The sequence below is a fragment of the Hyunsoonleella jejuensis genome (genome assembly GCF_900111025.1).
GTDB classification, from domain to species: Bacteria; Bacteroidota; Bacteroidia; order Flavobacteriales; family Flavobacteriaceae; genus Jejuia; species Jejuia jejuensis.
The window spans coordinates 918,358-942,201 of sequence record NZ_FOFN01000001.1 but is presented as its reverse complement, the minus strand read 5'-3'; the positions used below and the strand labels follow the sequence as shown (position 1 = coordinate 942,201).

Annotated in this window: 27 protein-coding genes; 10 read left to right on the top strand and 17 right to left on the bottom strand. The window is 32.1% G+C overall.

Features of this window, described 5'->3' with window-relative positions; all coding sequences use genetic code 11:
• The first annotated feature begins 82 nt into the window (after positions 1-82).
• The 4 genes from BMY39_RS04135 to BMY39_RS04120 all read left to right on the top strand — a co-directional run bounded on the left by BMY39_RS04135 (position 83) and on the right by BMY39_RS04120 (position 4,272).
• Complete coding sequence (locus tag BMY39_RS04135; protein ID WP_092575839.1) at positions 83-940, top strand: DMT family transporter; 858 nt, start codon at positions 83-85, stop codon at positions 938-940.
• A gap of 86 nt (positions 941-1,026) precedes the next feature.
• Positions 1,027-1,392, top strand: a complete 366-nt coding sequence (locus BMY39_RS04130; protein ID WP_092575836.1) for a BlaI/MecI/CopY family transcriptional regulator — start codon at positions 1,027-1,029, stop codon at positions 1,390-1,392.
• Positions 1,393-1,394: 2 nt separating this feature from the next.
• Positions 1,395-3,095 carry a M56 family metallopeptidase gene (locus BMY39_RS04125; protein ID WP_092575833.1) on the top strand — a complete coding sequence of 567 codons (1,701 nt, stop codon included), beginning with the start codon at positions 1,395-1,397 and terminating at the stop codon, positions 3,093-3,095.
• Positions 3,096-3,171: 76 nt separating this feature from the next.
• Positions 3,172-4,272 carry a DUF4407 domain-containing protein gene (locus BMY39_RS04120; protein ID WP_092575829.1) on the top strand — a complete coding sequence of 367 codons (1,101 nt, stop codon included), beginning with the start codon at positions 3,172-3,174 and terminating at the stop codon, positions 4,270-4,272.
• Positions 4,273-4,274: 2 nt separating this feature from the next.
• Here the strand turns inward: BMY39_RS04120 and BMY39_RS04115 are convergent, their stop codons facing one another.
• Positions 4,275-4,556: an STAS domain-containing protein gene (locus BMY39_RS04115; protein ID WP_092575825.1), complete on the bottom strand. Its 282-nt coding sequence runs from the start codon at positions 4,554-4,556 to the stop codon at positions 4,275-4,277.
• Between the two features lie 218 nt (positions 4,557-4,774).
• On the opposite strand from BMY39_RS04115, the gene BMY39_RS04110 reads away from it, so the two are divergent.
• Together BMY39_RS04110 and BMY39_RS15160 are read left to right on the top strand one after the other, a co-directional pair.
• On the top strand, positions 4,775-5,206 hold the full coding sequence (locus BMY39_RS04110; RefSeq protein ID WP_092577654.1) for a YybH family protein: 432 nt from the start codon (positions 4,775-4,777) through the stop codon (positions 5,204-5,206).
• 194 nt (positions 5,207-5,400) lie between these two features.
• Positions 5,401-5,541 carry a hypothetical protein gene (locus BMY39_RS15160; protein WP_218140991.1) on the top strand — a complete coding sequence of 47 codons (141 nt, stop codon included), beginning with the start codon at positions 5,401-5,403 and terminating at the stop codon, positions 5,539-5,541.
• On the opposite strand, the gene BMY39_RS04105 is transcribed toward BMY39_RS15160, so the two are convergent.
• The 8 genes from BMY39_RS04105 to BMY39_RS04065 all read right to left on the bottom strand — a co-directional run bounded on the left by BMY39_RS04105 (position 5,538) and on the right by BMY39_RS04065 (position 11,131).
• On the bottom strand, positions 5,538-6,116 hold the full coding sequence (locus BMY39_RS04105) for a PhnA domain-containing protein (RefSeq protein WP_092575821.1): 579 nt from the start codon (positions 6,114-6,116) through the stop codon (positions 5,538-5,540). The genes BMY39_RS15160 and BMY39_RS04105 overlap by 4 nt on opposite strands.
• A 39-nt stretch (positions 6,117-6,155) precedes the next feature.
• Positions 6,156-6,533, bottom strand: a complete 378-nt coding sequence (locus tag BMY39_RS04100) for an MmcQ/YjbR family DNA-binding protein (RefSeq protein ID WP_092575818.1) — start codon at positions 6,531-6,533, stop codon at positions 6,156-6,158.
• Positions 6,534-6,576: 43 nt separating this feature from the next.
• On the bottom strand, positions 6,577-7,098 hold the full coding sequence (locus BMY39_RS04095; protein ID WP_092575815.1) for a RidA family protein: 522 nt from the start codon (positions 7,096-7,098) through the stop codon (positions 6,577-6,579).
• A 62-nt stretch (positions 7,099-7,160) separates the two neighbouring features.
• Positions 7,161-7,769: a DUF4230 domain-containing protein gene (locus tag BMY39_RS04090; protein ID WP_092575812.1), complete on the bottom strand. Its 609-nt coding sequence runs from the start codon at positions 7,767-7,769 to the stop codon at positions 7,161-7,163.
• Positions 7,770-8,519, bottom strand: coding sequence for a cyclase family protein (locus BMY39_RS04085; RefSeq protein WP_092575809.1), 750 nt, complete (start codon positions 8,517-8,519; stop codon positions 7,770-7,772).
• The gene (gene hemW, locus BMY39_RS04080) at positions 8,516-9,751 is read right to left on the bottom strand and encodes a radical SAM family heme chaperone HemW (protein WP_092575805.1); all 1,236 of its coding nucleotides are present in this window, start codon (positions 9,749-9,751) and stop codon (positions 8,516-8,518) included. The genes BMY39_RS04085 and hemW overlap by 4 nt, the downstream gene beginning before the upstream one ends.
• Positions 9,752-9,941: 190 nt before the next feature.
• The gene (ruvC, locus tag BMY39_RS04070; RefSeq protein ID WP_092575798.1) at positions 9,942-10,493 is read right to left on the bottom strand and encodes a crossover junction endodeoxyribonuclease RuvC; all 552 of its coding nucleotides are present in this window, start codon (positions 10,491-10,493) and stop codon (positions 9,942-9,944) included.
• Positions 10,493-11,131 carry an outer membrane beta-barrel protein gene (locus BMY39_RS04065; protein WP_092577649.1) on the bottom strand — a complete coding sequence of 213 codons (639 nt, stop codon included), beginning with the start codon at positions 11,129-11,131 and terminating at the stop codon, positions 10,493-10,495. Before BMY39_RS04065 ends, ruvC begins: the two co-directional genes overlap by 1 nt.
• Before the next feature lie 34 nt (positions 11,132-11,165).
• Between BMY39_RS04065 and BMY39_RS04060 the strand changes: the two genes are divergently transcribed.
• Genes BMY39_RS04060 through BMY39_RS04050 form a run of 3 tightly spaced genes read left to right on the top strand, consistent with a single transcriptional unit; the run spans position 11,166 to position 14,028 of the window.
• The gene (locus tag BMY39_RS04060) at positions 11,166-12,131 is read left to right on the top strand and encodes a lysylphosphatidylglycerol synthase domain-containing protein (protein ID WP_092575795.1); all 966 of its coding nucleotides are present in this window, start codon (positions 11,166-11,168) and stop codon (positions 12,129-12,131) included.
• 1 nt (position 12,132) lies between these two features.
• Entirely contained in the window at positions 12,133-13,275 is a 1,143-nt protein-coding gene (locus tag BMY39_RS04055) for a glycosyltransferase family 2 protein (protein WP_092575792.1), read from the top strand.
• Positions 13,276-13,293: 18 nt separating this feature from the next.
• Positions 13,294-14,028, top strand: a complete 735-nt coding sequence (locus tag BMY39_RS04050; RefSeq protein WP_092575790.1) for a Bax inhibitor-1/YccA family protein — start codon at positions 13,294-13,296, stop codon at positions 14,026-14,028.
• Here the strand turns inward: BMY39_RS04050 and BMY39_RS04045 are convergent.
• From BMY39_RS04045 to BMY39_RS04035, 3 genes are all read right to left on the bottom strand, one after another.
• Positions 14,025-14,501 (bottom strand): hypothetical protein, encoded by a 477-nt coding sequence (locus BMY39_RS04045; protein ID WP_092575788.1) that lies wholly within the window; start codon positions 14,499-14,501, stop codon positions 14,025-14,027. The genes BMY39_RS04050 and BMY39_RS04045 overlap by 4 nt on opposite strands.
• A 102-nt stretch (positions 14,502-14,603) precedes the next feature.
• Positions 14,604-16,373 (bottom strand): M56 family metallopeptidase, encoded by a 1,770-nt coding sequence (locus BMY39_RS15200; RefSeq protein ID WP_245738158.1) that lies wholly within the window; start codon positions 16,371-16,373, stop codon positions 14,604-14,606.
• A 1-nt stretch (position 16,374) separates the two neighbouring features.
• Positions 16,375-16,737: a BlaI/MecI/CopY family transcriptional regulator gene (locus tag BMY39_RS04035; protein ID WP_092575786.1), complete on the bottom strand. Its 363-nt coding sequence runs from the start codon at positions 16,735-16,737 to the stop codon at positions 16,375-16,377.
• A 138-nt stretch (positions 16,738-16,875) separates the two neighbouring features.
• On the opposite strand from BMY39_RS04035, the gene BMY39_RS04030 reads away from it, so the two are divergent.
• Complete coding sequence (locus BMY39_RS04030; protein ID WP_092575781.1) at positions 16,876-17,379, top strand: DUF456 domain-containing protein; 504 nt, start codon at positions 16,876-16,878, stop codon at positions 17,377-17,379.
• A 258-nt stretch (positions 17,380-17,637) separates the two neighbouring features.
• On the opposite strand, the gene BMY39_RS04025 is transcribed toward BMY39_RS04030, so the two are convergent.
• From BMY39_RS04025 to glgP, 5 genes are all read right to left on the bottom strand, one after another.
• The gene (locus tag BMY39_RS04025) at positions 17,638-18,315 is read right to left on the bottom strand and encodes a response regulator (RefSeq protein ID WP_092575775.1); all 678 of its coding nucleotides are present in this window, start codon (positions 18,313-18,315) and stop codon (positions 17,638-17,640) included.
• A 6-nt stretch (positions 18,316-18,321) separates the two neighbouring features.
• The gene (locus tag BMY39_RS04020; protein WP_092575770.1) at positions 18,322-20,175 is read right to left on the bottom strand and encodes an ATP-binding protein; all 1,854 of its coding nucleotides are present in this window, start codon (positions 20,173-20,175) and stop codon (positions 18,322-18,324) included.
• A gap of 111 nt (positions 20,176-20,286) precedes the next feature.
• On the bottom strand, positions 20,287-20,439 hold the full coding sequence (locus BMY39_RS15050; protein ID WP_177176539.1) for a hypothetical protein: 153 nt from the start codon (positions 20,437-20,439) through the stop codon (positions 20,287-20,289).
• A gap of 320 nt (positions 20,440-20,759) precedes the next feature.
• Entirely contained in the window at positions 20,760-21,764 is a 1,005-nt protein-coding gene (locus BMY39_RS04015) for a LacI family DNA-binding transcriptional regulator (protein WP_092575767.1), read from the bottom strand.
• Positions 21,765-22,061: 297 nt separating this feature from the next.
• Complete coding sequence (glgP, locus tag BMY39_RS04010; RefSeq protein ID WP_092575764.1) at positions 22,062-23,702, bottom strand: alpha-glucan family phosphorylase; 1,641 nt, start codon at positions 23,700-23,702, stop codon at positions 22,062-22,064.
• Positions 23,703-23,844 lie beyond the last annotated feature (142 nt).

The following is a 23,844-nucleotide window of genomic DNA, read 5'->3' as shown; positions in this document are numbered from 1 at the left end:
GCTTTACACTACTAGTTTTGGCTCGATGCTCGCCTCGCCAAAAGCTAACCGCTGCAATCGCTAACGCAGAAAAGGCCATTATATGAAAAACCAACACTCCAGCCATCTTTTATTACTCGGTTTAGCAACACTCCTTATAAGTACATCAGGCGTATTAGGAAAGTACATAGACCTTCCAACACCTCTAATAATATGGTTTAGAAGTGCGCTGGCAGCAATACTACTACTCATTTTCTGTAAATACCGTAATTTAAACATTACGATCAAATCAAAAAGAGATGTCCCATCCATTCTCTTGGGCGGTGTTTTATTAGGAATACATTGGATTACATATTTCTTAGCCTTAAAATTAAGCAATGTCGCCATAGGCATGCTTTCCATGTTTACATTCCCTATAATTACAGCATTATTAGAGCCGTTTTTTACCAAATCAAAACTAAACCCAATACACATATTACTGGGGCTTATGGTATTATTAGGCATCTACATTCTTGCTCCAGAAATAAATTTTGAAAACACGTATTTAAAAGGTATTCTTTTTGGTGTCTTTTCTGCTTTTTGTTACTCATTAAGAAATCTGATATTAAAAAGACATGTGTCTCGGTACGATGGCACTGTATTAATGATGCAACAATGTATAATAGTCTCTATTTTATTGATACCTGTTTTATTCAATGTAAATATGGAGCAAGTACAAACGCAATTACCATTTCTTCTATTACTTGGTTTAGTAACTACAGCTGTAGGACATTCTTTATTTATAAGTAGCTTCAAACATTTCTCCGTAAGTACCGCAAGTATTATCGGTAGCATTCAACCTGTTTTTGGTATGGTTATGGCGTATTATTTCCTAAATGAAATCCCAACATCAAACACCTTTATTGGAGGTGCATTAATTCTTACCACAGTTGTGATTGAAAGTATTAGGTCTAGAAAATAGTTAAATCTCTTCTATAAACAAATTCTATGTTTGTAGAATTAAATATTTGCTCTATATTTGTAGAGAACATTCTAAATTTGTAGAAGATGCAATTATCAAAAAGTGAAGAGGAATTAATGAATCATTTATGGAAGCTTAGAAAAGCTTTCATGAAAGATTTGTTGGACGCCTATAAAGAGCCCAAGCCCGCAGCAACAACAATAGCAACTCTATTAAAGCGAATGACAAACAAAGGGTTCATCGCTTATAATTTGTTTGGAAAATCTCGTCAATATTATCCACTCGTAAAGAAAAAGGATTATTTCTCTAAGCATGTAAACGGACTGATTAAAAAATTTTTTAACGATGATGCAGCTCAATTTGCATCCTTTTTCACAAAGGAAACTAATCTTACAAAACAAGAATTAGAAGATTTAAAGGCATTAATTGATAATGAAATTAAAAAGAAATAGTTATGCTCTTAATTATTATAAAATCATGTACATGTTTAGCAGTATTTATCCTCTTTTATGTACTATTTTTGGCAAATACGAGTGCGCACAAGTTTAAGCGTTTTTATCTTTTAGGAGTTTTATTTGTTTCTATTTTAATTCCATTCATAACTTTTACAAACTATGCCGAAGTTCCTTTTGCTTCAAACGCCTCAATCTTAGTATTTGAAGATAATATTGAAACAAAAACTTCCTTAATTGATAACCCTGACAGAAACTATCTTCCAATAATGCTATGGGTAATTTATAGCATCGGTATTATACTCTTTACACTAAGATTTACGATGAATTTAAAAAAACTCTTTAAAAAAATAAAATATTCTCAAAAACAGAAATATAATAATGTTAACCTTATTCTCCTTGAAGAAAAAATACCACCACATACATTTTTCAATTATATCTTTTTAAATAAAAAAGAGTATGATAGTAACAAGATTAAAAATTCCGTTTTGCTACACGAACAAACCCACGCAATCCAAAAACATTCTATCGACATCATTATAATTGAAGTTATACAACTTATATATTGGTTTAACCCGTTATTAATTCTACTTAAAAAACACGTCAAATTAAATCATGAATTTTTAGCAGACCAACAGGTTTTAAATAATGGCGTTGACTCCTCAGAATATCAAAACACACTTCTTAAATTTTCATCAAGCACCCCGTATTCAACATTAGTAAACCCTATTAATTATTCATCACTCAAAAAACGTTTTAAAATCATGAAAACAAGAACACCAAAATCCAATTTATTTTTTAGATTTTTACTTTTAATCCCTCTTTTGGCTTTTTCTGTGTATGGTTTTAGTCAAAAACAGATTATTACGAAAAGTAATTCGTCATTATCAGAAAATTATACTATTAAAGAAGTAAATCTTCTAATTTTAAGTAAAAACAATATTAGCTTAAATGGTAATCCTGTAGAATTTGAAAACTTAAACGAAAAAGTTAATTCTATAAACTCCAATTTAACAGCTAAACAAAAACAAAATTTTCTACACGCAAGGATAGAAATAAAAGATAATCAACTATTAAATTTCGCTAAAGAAATATCTGACTTATTATCTGAGCAATGCAACATAAGTACATCTAGTATAAGAAATATTGAAATAGATAAAACTTCTAATCCATACACTAGTCCATATCTAAATAAAACTATTAAAGAAGCACAACAAATTTTAGACAATCAAACTATTGATTTAAGCCCCACTAAAAATTCCAATTCACCGTGGAAGGTTACCGTTGGTGTAAATGCAGTTGGATTAAATAATATGGTTTTAAATGATGTAAATGCGCCACTAAAAAATGCAAGCAAAGAAGAGGTTGACGAATACAATACTTTGGCAAAAAACTTTAAAGCTAAACAAGAAAACAAAAGAACTGTAAAATTAAATGATTTTTCTCGACTATACGAGCTTTATGATAAGATGAGTAGCCGTCAAAAAAAAGCCATAGAACCTTTTCCAAGCTTTCTTTCGCCTCAAAAATCAAATGAACAGATTATTATAGATATGATTAAAAATGGTGCTGTTTGTTATCTAGATAATCGATTAATAGCACCCGAAAAAATCATTAAACTAATCTCTGATAAAAAATCTCTAAAAGTATCTTCGGAAATTGTAGAAAGGAAAAATCACTTAAAATTTGAGTCAATTATGTAACAAATCATGCGCTTTAACGTTCTAATAGTCAACCTGTGCCGAGCGCAGTCGAAGTATCAATCAAAAATCAATCAGTATGTTAAAACGTTTTTTTATTATCTGCTCTGGTGCAGATACAACTATTCTTGAAAATTGTTCTTCTGGAGAACAAAATAAATACGCAGGCATTGGTGCCACTGTTTTCTTTACGGCTGTTATGGCATTTATTGCTGCAGGTTATGCGTTATATACTGTATTCGATAATTTATTTACAGCCTCATTTTTCGGATTAATTTGGGGACTCTTAATTTTTAATTTAGATCGCTATATCGTTTCTACAATTAAGAAAACTGGCAGCGCTCTAGATGAATTTATTCAAGCATCTCCAAGAATTATTTTAGCCATTATTATCGCTATTGTGATTGCAAAACCTCTGGAATTGAAAATTTTTGAAAAGGAAATCAACCAAGTGCTCTTAGAGGAAAAAAATGCAATGACACTAGCTAATAAGTCACAATTGGCTGAACAATACACGCCAGAAATTGCAATTTTAAATACTGAAATTAGTGCGTTGCAAAATCAGATAATAACAAAAGAAAATGAGGTGAATAGTTTATACGATACCTATATCTCTGAAGCTGAAGGAACTGCAGGTACTAAGCTATTAGGAAAAGGGCCCGTTTATAAAGAGAAACGCGAAAAGCATGATGCGGCGCTAGGTGACTTACAAGCTTTAAAGGCAGAGAATAAAGCTAAAATTAAAGCTGCTGAAACCAAGATTGCTGAGTTGCAAGGCGACTTTAATAGTAAAGTTGTTGAAACACAACCCATAATTAATAATTTTGATGGATTAATGGCTCGTATTAATGCATTGAACAAACTACCATGGTTACCTTCTTTCTTTATTTTTCTATTATTTCTTGCTATAGAAACCGCTCCAATTTTTGCAAAACTATTATCACCAAAAGGCATCTATGATTTCCAATTGGAAGATGAAGAAGATACCGTGAAACACTTAATGCTTCAAAACAAACATCAAAGGGCGGCATTATTGAGCACTGAAAACACCATTAATGATAATGTGTACACAGACATAGAAACTGACGAAGCGTTATACACCTATAAGCGCAAAAAGGCTCGCGAATTATTACAATTGCAAGCCGATGCGTTTTATAAAAAGCAAAAATCTATATTATAGAATTATGCTGCAGTTTCAGTTGTTTTAAAATGGTCGTAAAGTTCTTTGCATCCCAATCCAACAATAGAAAGCTGAATATTATTTTTAATGGATTGATTATGTAAATCTGCTAAAGCATTAACGCCATGCCTATCTACACTTTCTAAACCCTCAACACTAATGGTAAGTGAATTAAAATTTTTAAAAGCTTCTTGGAACTGAGATTGAAATACAGCAACATTATTTTTGTTGAGTATTCCTTTTAATTTAAAGAAATTATTACAGCTGGTAATTCTTAAATCCATAAGAGATAAATTTTGGTTCAACAATAAATTTGGGCTATTAATCGTCTGATTCTGTTGTAAATATACTATACTTAAATGAAATTCTTACAGATTTTTCGACAAATAGATTTTAACTCAGGTTGAACGTATGGCAACTGTTTATTTCATCGACAAGAAACACTTTTGGCATGATTTTTTGTTTACATTTACCCAATATTTTTATTGAAAAACCTACAATTATGAAAAAAACGCTTATCCTTTTATGCTTTTTTACCATGAGTTTCTCTCATGGTCAGGTGAATAATGATGCTGATGTAAAAGCAATTAACAAAGTTTTAAAAAAAGCGCGTATCGCCTGGTCTAACAATGATATAGAAGGCTTTATGGACAGTTATTGGAAAAGTGATTCTTTAGCATTTTATGGCAATAAGGGTGTTACATACGGTTGGGAGAATACACTCGATCATTATTTAACCTATTACCCTACTGCTGCATATACTGGCACCTTAAGTTTTAAAATAAACGCCGTAAATAATATTGCTCCAGATGCTTACTATGTATTAGGCGAATATCATCTTAAACGTGAGATTGGAAATGCCGATGGTATTTTTATGTTGGTATTTAAAAAGATTAACGGAATGTGGAAGATAATTGCAGATACTTCGGTTTAGCTTTTTGCATTTAGTGAATTTTGATGCTTCTCAATATCCACAGGTTTATGAATAACTATTTCTGAAACCGGGTATTTGTCGAAAAAATGTTTAGGACGCGTAGGGTGTTTTTTAAAACTAGCTTCATAATTTAATCACAGGTCTTTCACTATAGTATAGTTTTAAAATTAAAATCAGCCTTTTATTTTTGTATTATGAACTATAGCTATAAAGTTATTGTAATGGTTGTACTTGCTGCAATTACCATTTACGGTTTAATAACTGGTCGTTACCTTTTTTTGGTGTTTATGTTTCCGTTGGGGCTAGGTTTCTTTAATAAAAAAGGCAAAGATTAAGTTTTTTTCACATAATCTGTTACAATAACAATGTGTTGTCCATTCACCTTACCTTCAATATAGTTCGGGTTTTCATGGTCTAAACGAATATTTCTAACTGCTGTCCCTTGTTTTGCCACCATACTAGAACCCTTCACTTTTAAATCCTTAATTAAAACTACCGAATCTCCATTAGCTAAGACAACACCATTTATATCCCTGTGTATAATTTTTTCACTCTCTTCCTTATCCTCCCCGGTTGCTCTGGCTAATGCTAAAGCGTCTTCATCTAAATACATCATATCTAGCAAATCTTTGGGCCAACCTTCGCTACGAAGCCTTTGCAGCATTCTCCAAGACATAACTTGCACTGCCACATGCTCGCTCCACATACTATCGTTTAAGCATCGCCAATGGTTAGGCTCCATCTCTGCATCGCCATTTATTTGATCCATACATGTTTTGCAAGCTAAGATTGTATTTTCAACGTTTTCATTAAGTGATGGTGGTATGGTGTATAGACTCAAATTGCTTTTTGAAGCACATAATTCGCAGGTAGTATTGCTTCTTTCATTAAGTATTTGGAGTACGCTCATTATAATTTGTTTAGTGATGCAATAATAAGTGTTTTAAGGCTACGAATCGGACAAATTAGACAATTGTTCTCGCATCTTTTTTGTCATTCCCTTTACAACCATCTCGTAGGAGTGGTCTATAAGCGACATAATAAATTGCGGTTGCAACTCTCCTTTATAGATACTTATCGTGTTCCAATGCTTGTTGCTTACGTACGGGCCTGCATAAATGCTAGCGTATGTACTTCGCAATTCTATCGTATAGTCTGGGTCACATTTTAGCGTAATTGTTGCTTCGCCTTTATCCCACAAGGTTAACGGTGCCAATAGAAACATTTTATTCAGCACTTTAAAAACCAAGGTACTCTCATCAAAAGGAAAACTTTCGGTGGTACCTTTTTTGCTTAAACAATATGTTCTTATTTGTTCTATGTTCATGCTTACTATTGAAACTTAGCTAAAGTTGAAAGCCACCAATAATTTACTCTGATTTATAAACTTCTAGTTCAATTTCTATCATGAATTCTGGAATTGCTAACTCCTTTACACCGAGCCAAGAGCCCGTTGGAAATTGTTTTTTGTAAATTGAATTTCTATAACCTGCCTTTTCTAGAAACAATGGCATATTGGTTGTAAAAATATTTTCTACAACTACATCATCAAATGAACAGCCATAATGCTTTAATATTTTATCCAAATCGTTATAGCAGTTTTTCATTTGTTGTTCTAAATCACCTATGGCTGTTGGATTTCCTTCATCATCCATACTCACTGCTCCAGAAACTTTAATGTGATTACCAATTTTAACAGCATGTGAATATCCATATGCTTTTTCAACCTCGGGTCTTAGCAAGAAATATTCCGGCTTTTCGATTTCAACATTCGTTTGAACTTCTTTTATAATTTCTTTCTCGTTTTGCTTACAACTTTGAAATGCAAAAGTTAATGGTATGCAAAAAATAATTACATAGAATAGACTGGTTTGTTTAGTAATGCTTACCATAATTATTTTTTTGGTTAGAGTTATATATGACTGCTTATTTTCAAAAGAAAAATAATAATATGTTATTGCAGTTTTTTCACTTCTTTATCATTAATTCTTAATGCTGAATAATCCAATTTCCAACCAATAGTTTCAACAATGGTTTCAATAAGCAAAATAGTTTCCAGAGCTTCTTGTTGCGCTATTTGTATCAATCCGCTTTCTGGTATTTTAGCCCTTATATGCACTTTAGCTTCATTATGCAAATCGGTTAAATCGTTAGCTTCAAACTTATTAAAATATCCATCAGTCTTATCGTAGTAGTTTAAATTGGTTTCTATAGATAACACTTCAGGCTGCGGAAAATGCTCTAAAATAATTTTCTTTTTATCGGTATCAGACTTCAATTGAATTTTAGACAAGTCATACCCCACATGTGCTTTCGCATTAATCACAACTAAAGCTTTTTTTCTGCTGGAAATCAGTTTTAAAAACCGTTGCTTTACATCCTCATAATGGTAAATTTCTGCAAAATCGCCTTCAACAGTAATAAACTTGCATACCTTTTTTATCTTGTTTAAAAGGATGGTGGACTGTGCATTGACCAATTGTTTTTTCTTAAAAGACTTTACAATAGTGACTACACCAAGTGTGACTAAAACAGCCAGAATTATAGTAATGAATACGTCCATTTAATTAATCACTTTATATAAAATTGGTTTACTAGGTGATGCATCGTTTTCGAAAGGTGCTATTTGTAAATTTAAAAAATACTCTCCGTCTTCCACATGATTTGGCACATAAATCAACTCTGTTATTGTTGCATCTAAGCGTAATTTACCTTTGGTATTCCAAAAGGCATTATGAGACAATAGTCTGCACTCATCTTTTTCCTTATCCACACTAGGTAAGTCAATCAACAAATGCTTTATATCTTTTTGTTTTAAATATAAAGCTGCTGCTTCTAATAGATAAGTAGGATTGGTATGCGAATATTGTCTTGATAACTTTTCGGTAGTATTAGGCATAGTACGTATCACTACAGCGTCTCGTTTTTTATTACCTAAAGCAAATTGCAGTTGTTTTTTTGAAATCACGAAATCTTCTCCCAATTTTTCTGGTGCAACCGTAATCACTTCTGCTAAAAAAAAGAATTGTTTTAAGTTTTGATTTATGGAATATACATTCTCTGTAATATGCCCCACACACTCCGTGTGCGTACCATGGGCATGCGGATTGAATTCTATAGTGTTAAAATTAATACAAGCACCATCCTTAACCGTTGCTATCCAATCCCCATTCTTTACGGGTTCAATTTTTGGAGCATCCAAATACCAAGCATTCACATTTGATGTTGATGCGCGCATGGGTATAGAAATATCCAGTGGTTTTAGTAAATCAATTTGTAATTTTCTGGAATTGTATTGTATGGTTGTAATCAAGATAAATTAATTTTAAAAAGGCTAGAAGCGATACCATCGCTAAGAAACTTACCCTTTTTAGTGGTTAATAATTTGTTATCATCAATATACAATAAATGTTCATTTATAAAAAGTTCAGCTTGTACTAATAGGTCTTTTTTGTATGATGCTCCGAATTCTTCAGCTACTTTTTCTAAAGACACCCCCCAAACAGTTCTCAAACCTGTCATAACATACTCATTAAACTTATCTGTTGTAGATAATGTTTCTATTTCCAAAGGCAATTCATGCTGAAGAATACTCTTGATGTACTTCGTGTTATTAGACACGTTCCAACTGCGCTGGTCACCATTAAAAGAGTGTGCCGAAGGGCCAATACCCAAATAAGGTTTCCCTTGCCAATATGCTGAATTATTTTTGCTAAAATAGTTAGGCCTACCAAAGTTAGACAACTCATAATTTACAAAACCTTCGTTTTCTAGTCTTTCCAATAATATTTGAAATTGCTCTTGAGCTAAATCATCATCAATATTTTTTACAATTCCTTTTTTTATAAAAGATGCTAAAGCCGTTTTTGGTTCGACGGTTAATGCATAACATGAAATATGTGGCACATTAAAAGACAAGGCAGTTTCAATATTTTCTATCCATTCTTCATTTGACAAATCTGGAATGCCGTAAATTAAATCAATTGAAATATTATCAAAATAGCGTGATGCCTCATGCAAACATGCTTTTGCTTCTGCAGCATTGTGCGCACGATTCATCAGTTTTAAATCCCGTTCAAAAAAAGATTGTACACCTATACTTAAGCGGTTGATGCCTATATCTTTGTAAGATTGAAAAATGGAATTACTTGTGAAACCTCTCGACTGCGCTCGAGGTGACATATTAGCCTCGATTAAATCATCTGGGTTTGCTTCTAAAGTGATTTCTGGAAGCGCTACAACTTCAAAGTTTTTATATACTTCTGAAATCAAAAATTGCAACTCATCAATGGTTAATAACGAAGGTGTGCCGCCTCCAAAATAAATAGTTTCAATGGTTTTATGTTGAAGTTCGTTTTTTCTAAGTTCTAACTCTTTGGATAAACATTGAATTAGGTCATCCTTCTTTTTCAATGAGGTCGAAAAATGAAAATCACAGTAATGGCATGCTTGTTTGCAGAAAGGTATATGAATATATAGAGAAGCCCCTCCTAACCTCCCCAAAGGGGAGAAACTTTTACTCTTGCACTCTATATTTTCATTCATAACATATGTCCGTTAAAATCAGGGTTGAATTTTCTTTTAACCACTAACCGTTTTCTATAAGCTAAATAAAACGGATATCCACAAAAGCCAAAGATTACAACAATTAAAAACCAAGCATATTTGTCAGATTTCTTTTTAAATTTAGTTTGATAACATTCAACAATTACAAGAAGAAGAAAAATTAAGTATATCATCTCAATTTATCAGGATTGTTTTTTACAAAACTAGCCCACCCCGAATAGTTTTTACCAACCTCAACTCTTCCAGAATTGTAGAAATGACAAACTGCCGCTGCTAAACCATCGGTTGCATCTAAATTTTTTGGCAATGTTTTTAGCCCCAATAAACTCTGTAGCATTTTGGCAACCTGTTCCTTACTCGCATTACCATTACCCGTAATTGCCATTTTTATTTTTTTAGGCAAATATTCTGTTATCGGGATTTCTCTACTTAATCCTGCAGCCATAGCGACACCCTGAGCACGACCCAACTTAAGCATACTTTGTACGTTCTTGCCGTAAAACGGGGCTTCAATGGCTATTTCATCAGGATTGTGTGTGTCAATAAGTTCTATGGTGCGCTCAAAAATGAGTTTTAGTTTTAAATAATGGTCGCTGTACTTTTTTAAATCTAATTCATTCAATTGCATGAAGGTCATAGTTTTTCCCACTACTCTTATGAGGCCAAAACCCATAATGGTTGTACCGGGATCTATCCCTAAAATAATTCGTTCTTTCTTCATTAATCGTTACAAAAATAACAACCACTTAGCGAAATAGATGCGCCAATGGTTACGGTTAGTAAATTACCATTAAATGCTCCAAAACCCGAAGCTATGGGATTGAAATCTTTTCCTATTCCCAAAATATAAGAGGTGTCTAAAAATAATGATAAACTATCAGAGACACCATAATGAAATTCTACACCGCCCATAGCATTGAAAAATGAGGTATTGTTATCTGTATAATTCCCTAAAGGCTTAACGAAAGCATAACCTGGTCCTGCATGCAAAAAGATACCCATTCTATTTGAAAATGATACTATTCTAGAAGCATCGTAAACCATCTGTAAATTAATTCTGGAATAATTCAATTTAAACTCTGGCGAATTGGTTTTATTTGAAATTCTGCTAAAACCATAGTCCAACTTACCACCTAAATTTCTTGTGAACATATACTGAAATCCTAAATTTACCGTTGGAAAATTAACCGATTTCCCTTCAAAATTATCCACAAATCCATCGCTTGACGGACTATTTACCCCCAAAGCAAGTTGTGCTTTAAACGTACTTGTATCTGTTTGCGCAACTACTGAAAAATAGCCCAACAAGTAAAACATAAACGCTACAGTTAATTTATGTAACCTGATTTTTGGGTTCATAAGTACTTTAAGGTTATTTTGCAACTTGAAAAACATGTTATACGCGCTACCATACAAAACTAAACAATTCTTTTTTGTACTTATTAAGCTAAGCATAGTTGTTGGTGCTAGTTATTTTATTTATCAAAAATTGATGAATAATCCTGATTTAGATTTTAATCGTTTTATTCGATTTACCCTTAAAAATGACGTTTTTTTATCAAAAAATATCATTTTTTTACTGATTTTATCAATTTTTAACTGGTTTTTCGAAATTTTAAAATGGCGATATTTGGCTTCAGAAGTGAAAAAAATTACAATTAAAAATGCCCTTGAACAAAGCTTGGGCGCACTTACCGCTTCATTATTCACACCTAATAGAATTGGTGAATACGGCTCTAAAGCCATTTATTACAAACCACAATACAGAAAAAGGATAATACTAGTAAACCTACTAAGTAATATGTTGCAAATGAGTGTAACTGTATTATTGGGCGTGATTGGTTTTAACATTTTTATGAACACCTACGACATATATATTAACTACTATAAAATAGGACACTTTTTTATTATTGTTTTAGCCATTGCATTTTTAACTGCCTTTGGATTAAAACAAAGTCGTTTTAAAGTAAAAGGATTTCCACTAGAGCGTATTAAAAGTTTTTTGTTGGATTTCCCTAAAAAAAAGTTGGTTTACGGGTTTGTGTTCTCACTTCTACGTTATCTCGTTTTCTCGTATCAATTTTATGTGATATTGCTTCTTTTTAAAGTAAACATCTCATATTTAGAAGCTATGTCTGTAATAACTTCAATGTATTTCATCGCTTCAATAGTGCCTTCCATTTTTATTTTCGATGTTATAATTAAAGGCAGTATTGCCGTATATTTATTTTCGTTTTTAAATATAAATGCACTAGTTATTCTGTGCACTATTACCTTAATGTGGATACTCAACTTTGTAATCCCAAGTGTTTTTGGGAGTTTTTATGTACTGAATTTCAAACTCCCTGATACCGAGTGATATGATAATATTAAGTGTTTGTATTGCTTTAGTATACCTGGTTTTGATAGGTGGTTTTGCTTTTGGGTTTGATAAAGTGTCAGAATTTTTTTTGAATGATGCACAGCCGAAAACAAAATTTTCAATAGTGGTGCCTTTTAGAAATGAAGCTGAAAATTTACCAAGACTTTTAAAATCCTTAAATGCCCTAAAGTACCCTAAACACCTGTTTGAAGTAATTTTAGTAGATGATGCATCTGAAGATAATTCTATTGAAATCATTAAAAAGCTTCTCGATACATTTAGGCAAAGCGAAAACACGCGAACTTACATTCACGTTATTAAAAACATAAGAACCTCAAACTCGCCAAAAAAAGACGCTATTGCTACAGCGATAAAACATGCAAAACACGAATGGATCATTACTACAGATGCCGATTGCATTTTTTCTAAATTTTGGCTTGATAGTTTTGATGCGTTTATTCAAACTAAAAACCCCATTGGTGTAATTGGTCCGGTAACCTATCTTGAAGAACATACATTTTTGAGTAGATTTCAAGAATTAGACCTACTTAGTTTACAAGGAGCCACTATTGGCGCTTTTGGTATAAACAACCCTTTTTTATGTAACGGTGCAAATTTTGCATATACCAAATCGGTCTTTAATGAGGTTAACGGATTTTACGGAAATACTAATATTTCAAGCGGTGATGACATTTTTTTATTAGAAAAAATTATCAAAAAGTATTCAAAATCGGTTCAATATTTAAAATGTGAAAAGGCTATTGTCGCTACAAAACCACAGGCTAGTTGGCAAGCTTTAATCCAGCAACGCATGCGTTGGGCAGCAAAAACCAGCACGTACAACAATAGCTTTGGTAAGCTAGTGGGCATTACTGTATTTTTAATGAATCTTCAAGTGCTTTTGCTTCCTTTATTTTCTGTGTTCGGGCTTTTTAATATTAAAATTTGGGTTTATATTTTAGTGATTAAACTCAGTATTGATTTTCTGTTACTTTATAAAACATCGGCGTTTTTTAACCAAAGGCGCGCTTTTGTTAGTTTTTTAACTAGTTTTTCTGTATATCCTTTTTTTAGTGTTTATGTTGCCGTACTCTCACTTTTTAAGGGCTATACATGGAAAGGGCGCGCGTTTAAAAGATAATCTCCTATATTTAATGCCATGAAATTACTGGACAAGACTACAAACCCCGCATTCAACAGTTATTTTTTTAATAACGACCATCCTTCCACTAAAAAAATGACGGTAACTGGGATTTTTATAAAATCACTGCTGTCAATTTTGATTATGATTATCATTTCCATCGGTATTTGGAAATTACACAGTGAAGGTGCTACTATAAAATGGTATTCCTTAGGAGGTATGTTGGCTGCTATAATTATTAGTATTGTTATTTCTGTGAGGCAACATTGGGCACATATTTTGGTACCGCTTTACGCTATTGCCAAAGGGTTTTTTCTTGGAGCAACTACCGCTTATGCCCATGCGCACTTTCCAAATTTGCCATATCAAGCCATTGGTATCACTATGGTTACATTTTTGGTCATGCTTATACTGTATCAAACACGAATTATTATTGTAACTAAAAAACTTAGGAGTGTTATTATTACTGCTGCCACAAGCATCTTTATCATTTATATTATTTCGTGGATTCTCGGTTTCTTTGGGATAAAAGTATTTATTTGGGGCACATCATGGCCAGCAATTATTTTTAATATAGTGGCTGCCATTTTTGCATCTCTATCTTTGCTTTTAGACTTTGATTATATTGAGCGCCATAAAAACAAATCACCAAAATACAAAGAATGGTTAGCCACTTGGGGATTACTGGTAACACTTGTGTGGTTGTATGTTGAAGTTTTACGTTTAATGCGAAAATTGGCAATTCGCTTTTAGTTTACTTTCACAATTAAGGGCAATTCAAATTCTGTAGATACTGGCTGGCTTCGTTTAATTGCAGGGTTTATTTTTGGCAATGTATCTAAGCCTTGAAGTATTAATTTTTCCAGTTCTGGAATCTCTGCTTTGGTTAGCGAATCCATTTTGGCATTTAGCAGGGAAATTTCGCCCGTATTCGACACCCTTAACTTCAATATTAAAGTATCGTTAACATCTTGGGTAACTATAATAATTTGTTCTTGAAGAAATTCACTAATTTCAGCATAAACGGTGCTTTCAAAACACACTCGTTTTTCTTCTTTTAGTTGTAGGCTATCACATTGCGAAAAGCTTGGGTACGTATCTACATTTTCCCAATCAAAAGTTTGTAATTCTTCTTGTAATATAGCCTCAGAAGACGTTTTTTTTACGTTGAAATAATCGCAAGAATTAACGCTTAAAACCAAGAGAATAAGACAAAATTGCTTCATAAGTTTCTTCTGAAACCGAAAAGTACAATTTTTTTAAATTTTTTATTCCGAAAAATTAAAAAACCAGGACGTTCATCTTGGTTTTTGTAAAATTTGGTTTTCTTATTCAGCTACTTGAAAAATTATGGGTAATGAATATGGCACATTAACTTTTTCCCCTTTATGTTCTCCAGGAATCATTTTTGGAAGTAATCGTATCACCCGTTTTGCCTCCTCTTCAAGTGCTGGGTGTGGCGCCCTTGCTCTTACATCTGTAATATTACCCTCGGGATTTATTTTAAAAATAACATTGATACGTTGTCTCCCTGTGAGATTATATTCATTTGCTAATTTTGTGTTGAAATTTTGATTTACAAATTTCGCAATAGTCTCTGACGTACATTTTTTACGTTCTTCATTTGTATCAGATTCGCATTCAGGAAACATTGGTGCTTGATCTATAACTCCAAAAGGAACGTCGACAGCATCGCTAAATTTGCTTTCTTCCCTGTTATTTTGCTTTTTTGATTCTGTCACACCAAGTGTAATTGTTGTTTTACCATCAGTTTGAATAAACTTAGTATAATGATCATCATTAAACAGCAATTTCATCTTTTTCTCACGCTTATCTTTTTCTTTAGGAGTTAAGTTGTTCATATCATCTACTACGAGTTTCAAAACTCCATCATAAGTGTTGTTTTCCCATTGTTCTTTTGCTTCGTCTGTTTTTTTCCATTCCAAATATTCCGAGTATGTTTTTGGTTTAAATTTAGAATTTTTATCGATATTTTCTTTTAAAAATTCACGAGCCAAGTCCTCAAAGAAAATAGATTGACGATAATGCTCTTCTCTAGTTAATATATAACTCCTTGAATTAGTATTATATTTTTTATAAACTTCAAATTTTTTCATTCCAGAGTTCATCATTTCGTCAAATTCATCCTGTAACTTTTGTTTTAATGCTTCATCTGAAAGTTCTATATCGTCAGTAGCTTGGTCTATTTCATTATTACATGATGTATAAATTAGCATTCCTAAAACCATAGGAATTAGTAATGCATACTTTATTAAATGAGTATACTTTATTAAATGAGTTTGTTTTGATTTCGATTTTTGCAACATAATGATTCGTTTTTTGATTAATGATTTTTTAAAAAATGGATTGATGAATGAGATATTTTTGGTTTCAAACACTTGAGATAATAAGTTTTGATAGTACTGCTTTTTATCATGAAACTTCAATGCCTCAGCATCAGCAATAAACTCATGCAAAGTTTGAATTCTATTCTGATACATATATACCAAAGGATTGAACCAAAAGACAATTTTTAATATTTCGAAAAACAATAAATCAAAACTGTGTTTCTCTCTTACATGTACCTTTTCGTGCTTTAGGATAGCTTCTTTTTCTGATGCTTTGATTTGTTCTCCTAAAAAAATGTAATTAAAAAAAGAGAATGCCGCTGCACTTTTTAAAAGTTCTACTATTACTAAGTTATTATCCCTAAATCGAGGGTTTTTATGGATTAATAGGTATAAGCTAATTACTTTGTACATAAAAATTAACGCGACAATACACATACCTACATAAAATCCTGATTCCCAAAATGAAATTCTTAGGGGTTGAATCATAACGGACTTTAAATTTGTTACAGGAATTTCTGAAGTTGAAGTACCACCGATAAATACTTCGGGCAAATTAATGATATACTCTTGTGGCACCACCTTACTAAACTTATCTATTTTAATTAGTGGAATTACAAGCGATAAAATAGGCGTTAACAGAAGATATAGTCTATTCCATTTAAAAAATGTTTCTCGTTTTAGAAATACATCGTATACTATTAAGAACATTAACTGAAATGCCATGGTTTGTATGATGTAGTAAAGCATGTTAATCGTCTTTTTTATTAATTTCTTTAAGTACAGCTTCCAAGTCTTCTATATCCATATCATTCTTTTTTACAAAAAATGACACCATACTTTTAAATGACCCCTGAAAGTAATTATCTACCAGTTTATTAATGGATTGATTACTGTAATCTTGTTTTGCTACCAATGGAAAATATACATGTCCTTTTCCTTGTTTCTCATAATCTACAAAGCCCTTATTTTCTAAAATTCTAACGATGGTAGAAACAGTATTATAGGCTGGTTTCGGTTCTGGTAACTCATCAATAATTGCTTTAACATTGGCCTTTTTAAGTTGCCATAAAATTTGCATAATGTCCTCTTCTGCTTTTGTTAGTTGTTTCATTTTTTACGTTTAAATCATATTCAACTAAATACTTAGTTCAACAAATATAACTAAAATTTTAGTTTAAACTAATTTTTTAGTTCAAAATGTAACAATAAAGCTCTTTTTACGTCTAAACATTGAATTCAATTATATGATATGGATATTATTTTAATCATTATCGCAGCGCTTTTTATGTTGCTTGGAATACTTGGTAGTTTTTTACCTGTATTACCTGGACCAATTACGAGTTGGATTGGTCTGCTACTTATACATTTTACGAATGCCATCCCAATGAATACAACTTTCTTAGTAGTTACGTTTATTATCGCTGCCCTTATTTGGATATTAGATTATATAATTCCTGCTATAGGCACCAAACGCTTTGGAGGCTCTAGATACGGAATGATAGGTACTACTATAGGTTTAATTATAGGATTATTGGCTCCTATTCCTGGAGGCATTATTATTGGACCTTTCGTAGGTGCTTTAATAGGCGAGCTAATTAATAAAAATGATTCTAAAACTGCAGTAAAAGCAGCTTTTGGATCTTTTATTGGGTTTTTAACCTCAACATTTTTAAAGTTTATTGTAGCTATAATATTTTTAGGGCTTTACATTGGTAAACTTTTTGAATATAGTAAACCGTTATTCAATTTGTAACAAGAAGAAGCCCTGTGGGTCTCTCACCTCCACAGGGCCTTGTAAATTGCTATTATCAACAAAAAAATCGAGGGATTAATTAATCTGATATGTTGATAGCACAAAGTTAGTTATTACTTTTATCTTCAAGCTGCGGAAAACCCGTAACACAGATGTGGTTAACTTAGAAAATGTAGTGATAGTAGTATATACGGAACCAAAAAAAGTTAGTAAATTTTTAAAAAAGTAATGGTTTTATCCTGATATTCAAGCAATTTATTAAATAAAACCCTTTTCTCTAGCGGCATTTAGTAACGACTCATCTTGTCCATCCTCAATTTCAAAAAGCTCCTTTAATTGCTTTTTCCGTTTTTCAACAGCACTTAAGGAAATATCTAAATGCGATGCTAAATTCTTGGTTTTAACACCTTGGGAAAGCAAATACAGTATCTTTCTGTTTTTATCGTCGATAACAATATCGCTGGTAATAGATTTTCTTATAAAACTATTTACGGTACCACTATAAAATGGCGGATTTCTTAATACTGCTTGAAAAGCACTTGCCAATTCACTCGAGGTAAGGTCGCTTTTAATTAAAAAACCTTCAGGATCTATATTCTTTATAATATTATGTATTCTAAAGGACTCATTAAACATAGTAAGAATCACGATTTTGGCATTTGGCAATACTTTGCGAGCATATTCTGCCAAATCTTCTCCAGAATTCATAAGTCCATTACTTGACGGAGGCAAGCTTATATCTACAAAAAGTAAATCATAAGGCAGAGTGTTATGAACAGATTTGTCCATGTAATTTATGGCTTCGTCGCAATTATTCGCAATATCAATATGCAATACTTGGTTCTCTTTTTTCGTAAACTGTAATGTGTTTTGATACCCCTCAATTATGATAGGGTGATCATCAATCATTAAAATTTTTATATGTTCTGGTTGCATAATAAGTTATAGGTATTTGGTTGGAATCTCTATTCTTACTGTTGTACCTTGATTTTTTTCTGATTCAATTTTAAGAGAACCGCCTATTTCCGCAATTCTAGCATTCATGTTTTTAAGGCCAATTCCTGATTTAGATTTAGCCATATCAAAACCTGAACCATCATCTTTCACTGTTAAGCAAATTACATTATTTTCAAGTTTTATGCTAATAATAATGTAAGTAGCATTAGCATGTTTATGAATATTATGAAGCGATTCTTGTAATATTCTATAAATGTGTATTTTAGATTTATTTGAAACGCCATCCCAGTTAATATCATCGTCATGGTAAATATCGTACTTCAACTTGTAGACCGTAGTTTGAGTCTCTACCATAGTTTTCAGGATATCAATAAATCCAGAACCTGATACAAAATCGGTATTCAGTTCGTGAGATACTTTTCTAATATCCTCTTCAATAGTTTTAAGCTCACCAATATACTGACTACGTGTTTTAATAGCCTCATCACTATTGTTCATGTTTAGACTATCTAAACTCAATCGTGTTCCAAATAACCTACCCAAAACACCATCATGAAGTTCCTGGGAAATTCTTTGTTTTTCTAATGCCCTGGCCTCCTCTACTTTTTCATGTTCGCCAAGCATTAAATTATAAATTTCTTCATTGGCTTCTTGCTGTTGTTTTGCAAATTGAAGCTCTTTGTTTTTTGCCCTTTGTGTAATAATAATATAAATAAGGACCCCTGCGACAAGCAAAATAATGGAGATAATAACCAGCCACATACGCTCTCTTGCTATTCGAATGTTTTCTTGCTCTATTTGCTGGGTTTCAAATCGAATACGTGCAAATTTGTTTCTTATTTTTCGTTCTGCTTTTTGGAGACTGTCACTTAATTTTACATAGGCTTTAAGGTGCTCTACTGCCTTTTCTCCATCCTCGACTTTAGAAAGTACCAGTAGAGAGGTTAAAAGCTCGTCATTAGAATAATTCTCTGCTATTTCCTTCGCGGTATTAGCGTAATATCTAGCGGAATCTATTTCATCTTTATCAAAATAAAAATTAGCTAGATGTTGATTTATAATTATAGAATTATAGCCGCCTTCAGGATTTATGCTATCTGCAACTCTTAATGCCTTAAAGTATAATTCTGGTAAATTATCTAAATTTCCATTTAAATATTGCGTGTGTGCATAATTGTCGAGTACTAACGAGTAAAAATTTGGTCTTTCTTTTTTTAGGCTTTTTTTTGACAAAATATCACCATAATAGCGGATTGCAAGTTCATACTTACCCCATTTTTTATATGAAAGAGCCAAATTATTTCTTGAAATATTAATGTTATAAGAGTTTTCAGAGTCATATTCTTGCTTCAAACTAATAGCTTTTTCATGGTATGATATTGACTCTTCAAATTGCTCCAATTCACCAAATAATAGCCCCAAATTATTGTAAACATATGATTTGTATTTTTTCACTTCATAGGTTGGTTCCAATTGATTTAAAATAGAAAGCGCTTCAATTGATGTCACTTCACTAGCGGTAAAATCCTTTTCATTTTTCTGTGCAACCGCTATACCGTAAAGTGTTTTTGCTGAGAAAAAGCTGTTATTGAGTTTCTTAAATATTTTGTCAGCTTTGAAGTAGTAATAATATGCACTATCTCCTATAAAACTAAATCTATATAACTCCCCTATATTATAATGTGCTTTTGCAATTGAGAGAGAATCTTGAATTTCATTGTCTAGCAAGATCCTTTTGAGTGAATCTATTTTTTTAAGACTTACATTTTCTTGAGCAGGACAGAATTGAACTGCAAAGAATAATGACTGGAATATAATAGCTGTAAAAAGATTCCTCAAGAATGACTACATTTACGTTTGATTCAAATTTATCATAATTTTCTAACTAAGCCCAAAAAAAAGACCCACTACATAAAAGTAATGGGTCTTTTTACAATAATTTAATTAATTTTACTGATCAACACCACCTCCAGTTATCGGAGCGGCTATTTCTTTAGTTTCCATATTTTCTAATAAGTCATCCTCGTTCAAGTCTTGTTTTACACAAGATGTTAATGATGCAAATAATACTGCTAAAATCAATGTAATCTTTAGGGCTTTCATAAATATTCTATTTAATTGTTATACTATTTTTCTTTAAATACTCGCTGCCAAAACCAAATACAAATTTGATATTGACTGAGGGAAAAAATGGATAATTAATTAAATCGAATGCTTGAAAGCAAACGAAGCTATATTCTATTTTGAGGGAATTTGAGACCTAGGGGTCAAAAAAAGGATTAATTAAGCTTTAATATGAGCGGAGGGATAAAATGCTCTAAAGCATAGCTAAATTACATTCAAACTTACTTGAAATGCAATATAATCGATGAAATACATTTTTTATCGATAAAAAGCATAGATAAACCGGAAACCTATTTCTATTACAAAGTAGATTTACTTTTCACCAATGTTGTTTTAACTATTTTGGTAGAGAAATTTTGAGGGGGTTCGCCGTTAGTTTTTAACCTATCTATTAATAATTCGGCGGCTTTTGACCCTATTTTTTTCGCATGCTGGCGTATTATAGTCAGTTTAGGAACTGAATGGTTTGAAACAGATTTGCTAGAGAATCCAATTACCGAAATATCCTTTGGTACTTTTTTCTTAAAGTTCCTAGCCATATTAATTGCTATAATGCCAGATGCGCTATCTGCGGCTACAACTCCATCTATATTTTTATTTTTTTTGTAGAGTTGTTTTATTATCTGTTGTGCATCATCACCTTTTTTAACTAAAACAACATGCGGCTGAAAACTTTCCTCTAATATGGCTTTATTATAGCCTCGTTCTCGCAGCTTGCCTACACTAATATTATCAATTTTACTAACAAAAACAATATGCTTTCTACCTTCATTAATTAAACTTTTGGTTGCACTATACGTAGCGTTAAAATCATCAACTATAACTTTATCACATTTTACATCGTGTGCTACCCTATCAAACATTACTATCGGCAAACCTTGCGCTATAGTATCTTTAAAATGATTGATTTCGTTTTTAGTTTGAGTTTCTTCAGCAATACTTAATATAAATCCGTCTACACTGCCATTGGCCAAAAGCTCTAAACTTGCTTTTTCCTTTTCTAAAGATTCATTCGAAATACAAGTGATAATATTATAACCATGCTTATTGGCTTCTCTTTCTATTCCATAAAGTACTTTAGATAAAAAATAGTTGAGAATATCGGGTATAATTACACCAATAGTCTTTGTTTTGTTTTGTTTTAAACTTAAAGCTACCTTATTTGGTTTATAATTATATAACGTTGCAAGTTCTTTAACACGCTTTCTAGTCTCTTCGCTAATTTCCTCGCTGTCATTGAGTGCTTTTGAAACAGTTGATATAGAAACGTTTAACTCTTTTGCAAGTTGTTTTAAGGTTACCATAAGGGTTTGAATTAAGTATAACTAATTTGCAATTTACAAAAATAGAGAGCTAAAAAAACAAGTTTAATAGAATTGAATCATAATTTATTCTAACAAGCAAATTTGCCCATCTCATTTACATAGTGCTACTTTTACTAGAAATATTTGTTTGATAGTTAAAACAAAATATAAATATCTAAAAATTGAAAATGATACGTTTTTATAGGCAGGTTGTACTTTACCAAAAACGACAGATTATTACCAAATAATAAAGATTCTTTCATAAAACCCTTTCAAGGATTAAAAAAAATGAAAAGGTTAAAACAATTTTTTATAATACTCATCGGCCATTCTTTGGGTTGTAAAATCGGGAATAACGTCGTCCATTGCTTTAAAAACAATATCCTGCCATTTATCTGGATTATCATAATAGGTTGGGATTACATTTTGCTCCAAAATATTATAAAGATTGTTTGTATCAATTTTATCCTGGTCCCAAGTTGGAAGATTATGATCTAATGGGGGTAATACAAAACAATTTTCGCCGTCTTTTTCAAATTCAGGAATCCATCCATCATTTGTTGAAACATTTACCGAGCCATTCATTGCGGCAGTCATACCGCTTGTACCCGAAGCTTCTCGCGTAATTCTGGGCGTATTTAACCATATATCCGAACCACATTTTAATCGTTTCGATAAATCTATTTCATACCCAATTAAAACGGCAAGATTAGGCTCATTCTTGCATTGGTGTACTAAATGATTAAACACATCTATTGCACCGTAGTCATAAGGGTATGGTTTCCCTGCCCAAATAATTTGTACAGGATATTTGCTATTCGTTATCAATCTCTTAAAACGATCAAAATCATGCAGTAGTAAATCTGCTCTTTTATAGGCTGCAAATCGTCGTGCCCATACAAATGTTAGCACATTGGTGTCAAACACTTTTCCTGTTTGTTTTTTTACTTCTTTGAATAGCTCTTGTTTTAGTGCTAGCTTTCTTTCCTTATAAGCCTTTCTATTTTTTGAGATCCACGCTTCTTTAATAATTTCATCTTGCCAGAATTTTTGATTTTGAGCATTTGTTATAGGGATAATCTCACTAATACCGCTGTAATCCTTCCACATAGCGTTAGCTACTTTAGCATGCAGCTTAGAAACCCCATTGGCTTTTTTAGACATTCTTAATGCAGAAACCGTATAATTAATCATGCCTCCATTAACCATTTCTTTTTCTAATTCTTCATTAGAAAGTTGTCTTCCAAAAAACCCACATCGATTTAAATGCCATGCATCTCGTTCTTCATTTCCTGCTTTTTCTGGAGTATGCGTTGTAAAAACCATTTGATGTTTTGAAACACCTCTATCCCTTAAATAATAAAATGCTGGCAATGCATGTCCTTCGTTTAAATGGTAAGTCTCTGCACCACCTAAAGCCTCTACAACTTTAGCTCCACCAATACCCAAAACTATACTTTGTGATACACGTGTAACTTGGTTTTTATCGTATAAATGGTTTGTGATTGTTCTAGACAGGTGATCGTTACCATCCACATCAGTTGTTAAAAAATACATAGGAACGGTGCCAAAAATTTCCGGTTTTAAAACATAAGCCCTTACTTTTACATGCGGATTGTCATGCAACTTAATTTCAACTTCAATTCCTGTATCTTCAAGAAAGTTAAAATGTTTCTCATTAAACTCTGTTTTCAAGGTTTGGTCTTCATTTCTTGCTTGGTCATAATAACCATACTTCCATAGCATACCTATCCCTATCATATTTTGCTTCAACTCAAAGCCCGATCGCATATGAGAGCCAGCCAAAAACCCCAAACCACCAGAATAAATATTAAAACTTTGATCTATCCCAAACTCCATACTAAAATAGGCTACGCGCTTGCTATATGCCTTGGCCGGTTCGTACGGGTGATACCATTTACTATATATGTGCTCCATGAGAAATGTTTTGAAATTAAAAGTTTAAATGTAATGAAAACCGAGAGTTTATATATAAACTAAGTATGAATAAATTACAGCTTAGAAGTAATTTGTTTTGTTTCTAAAATTTCTAGAAAAACACAAAAAGTATATAGCAAAA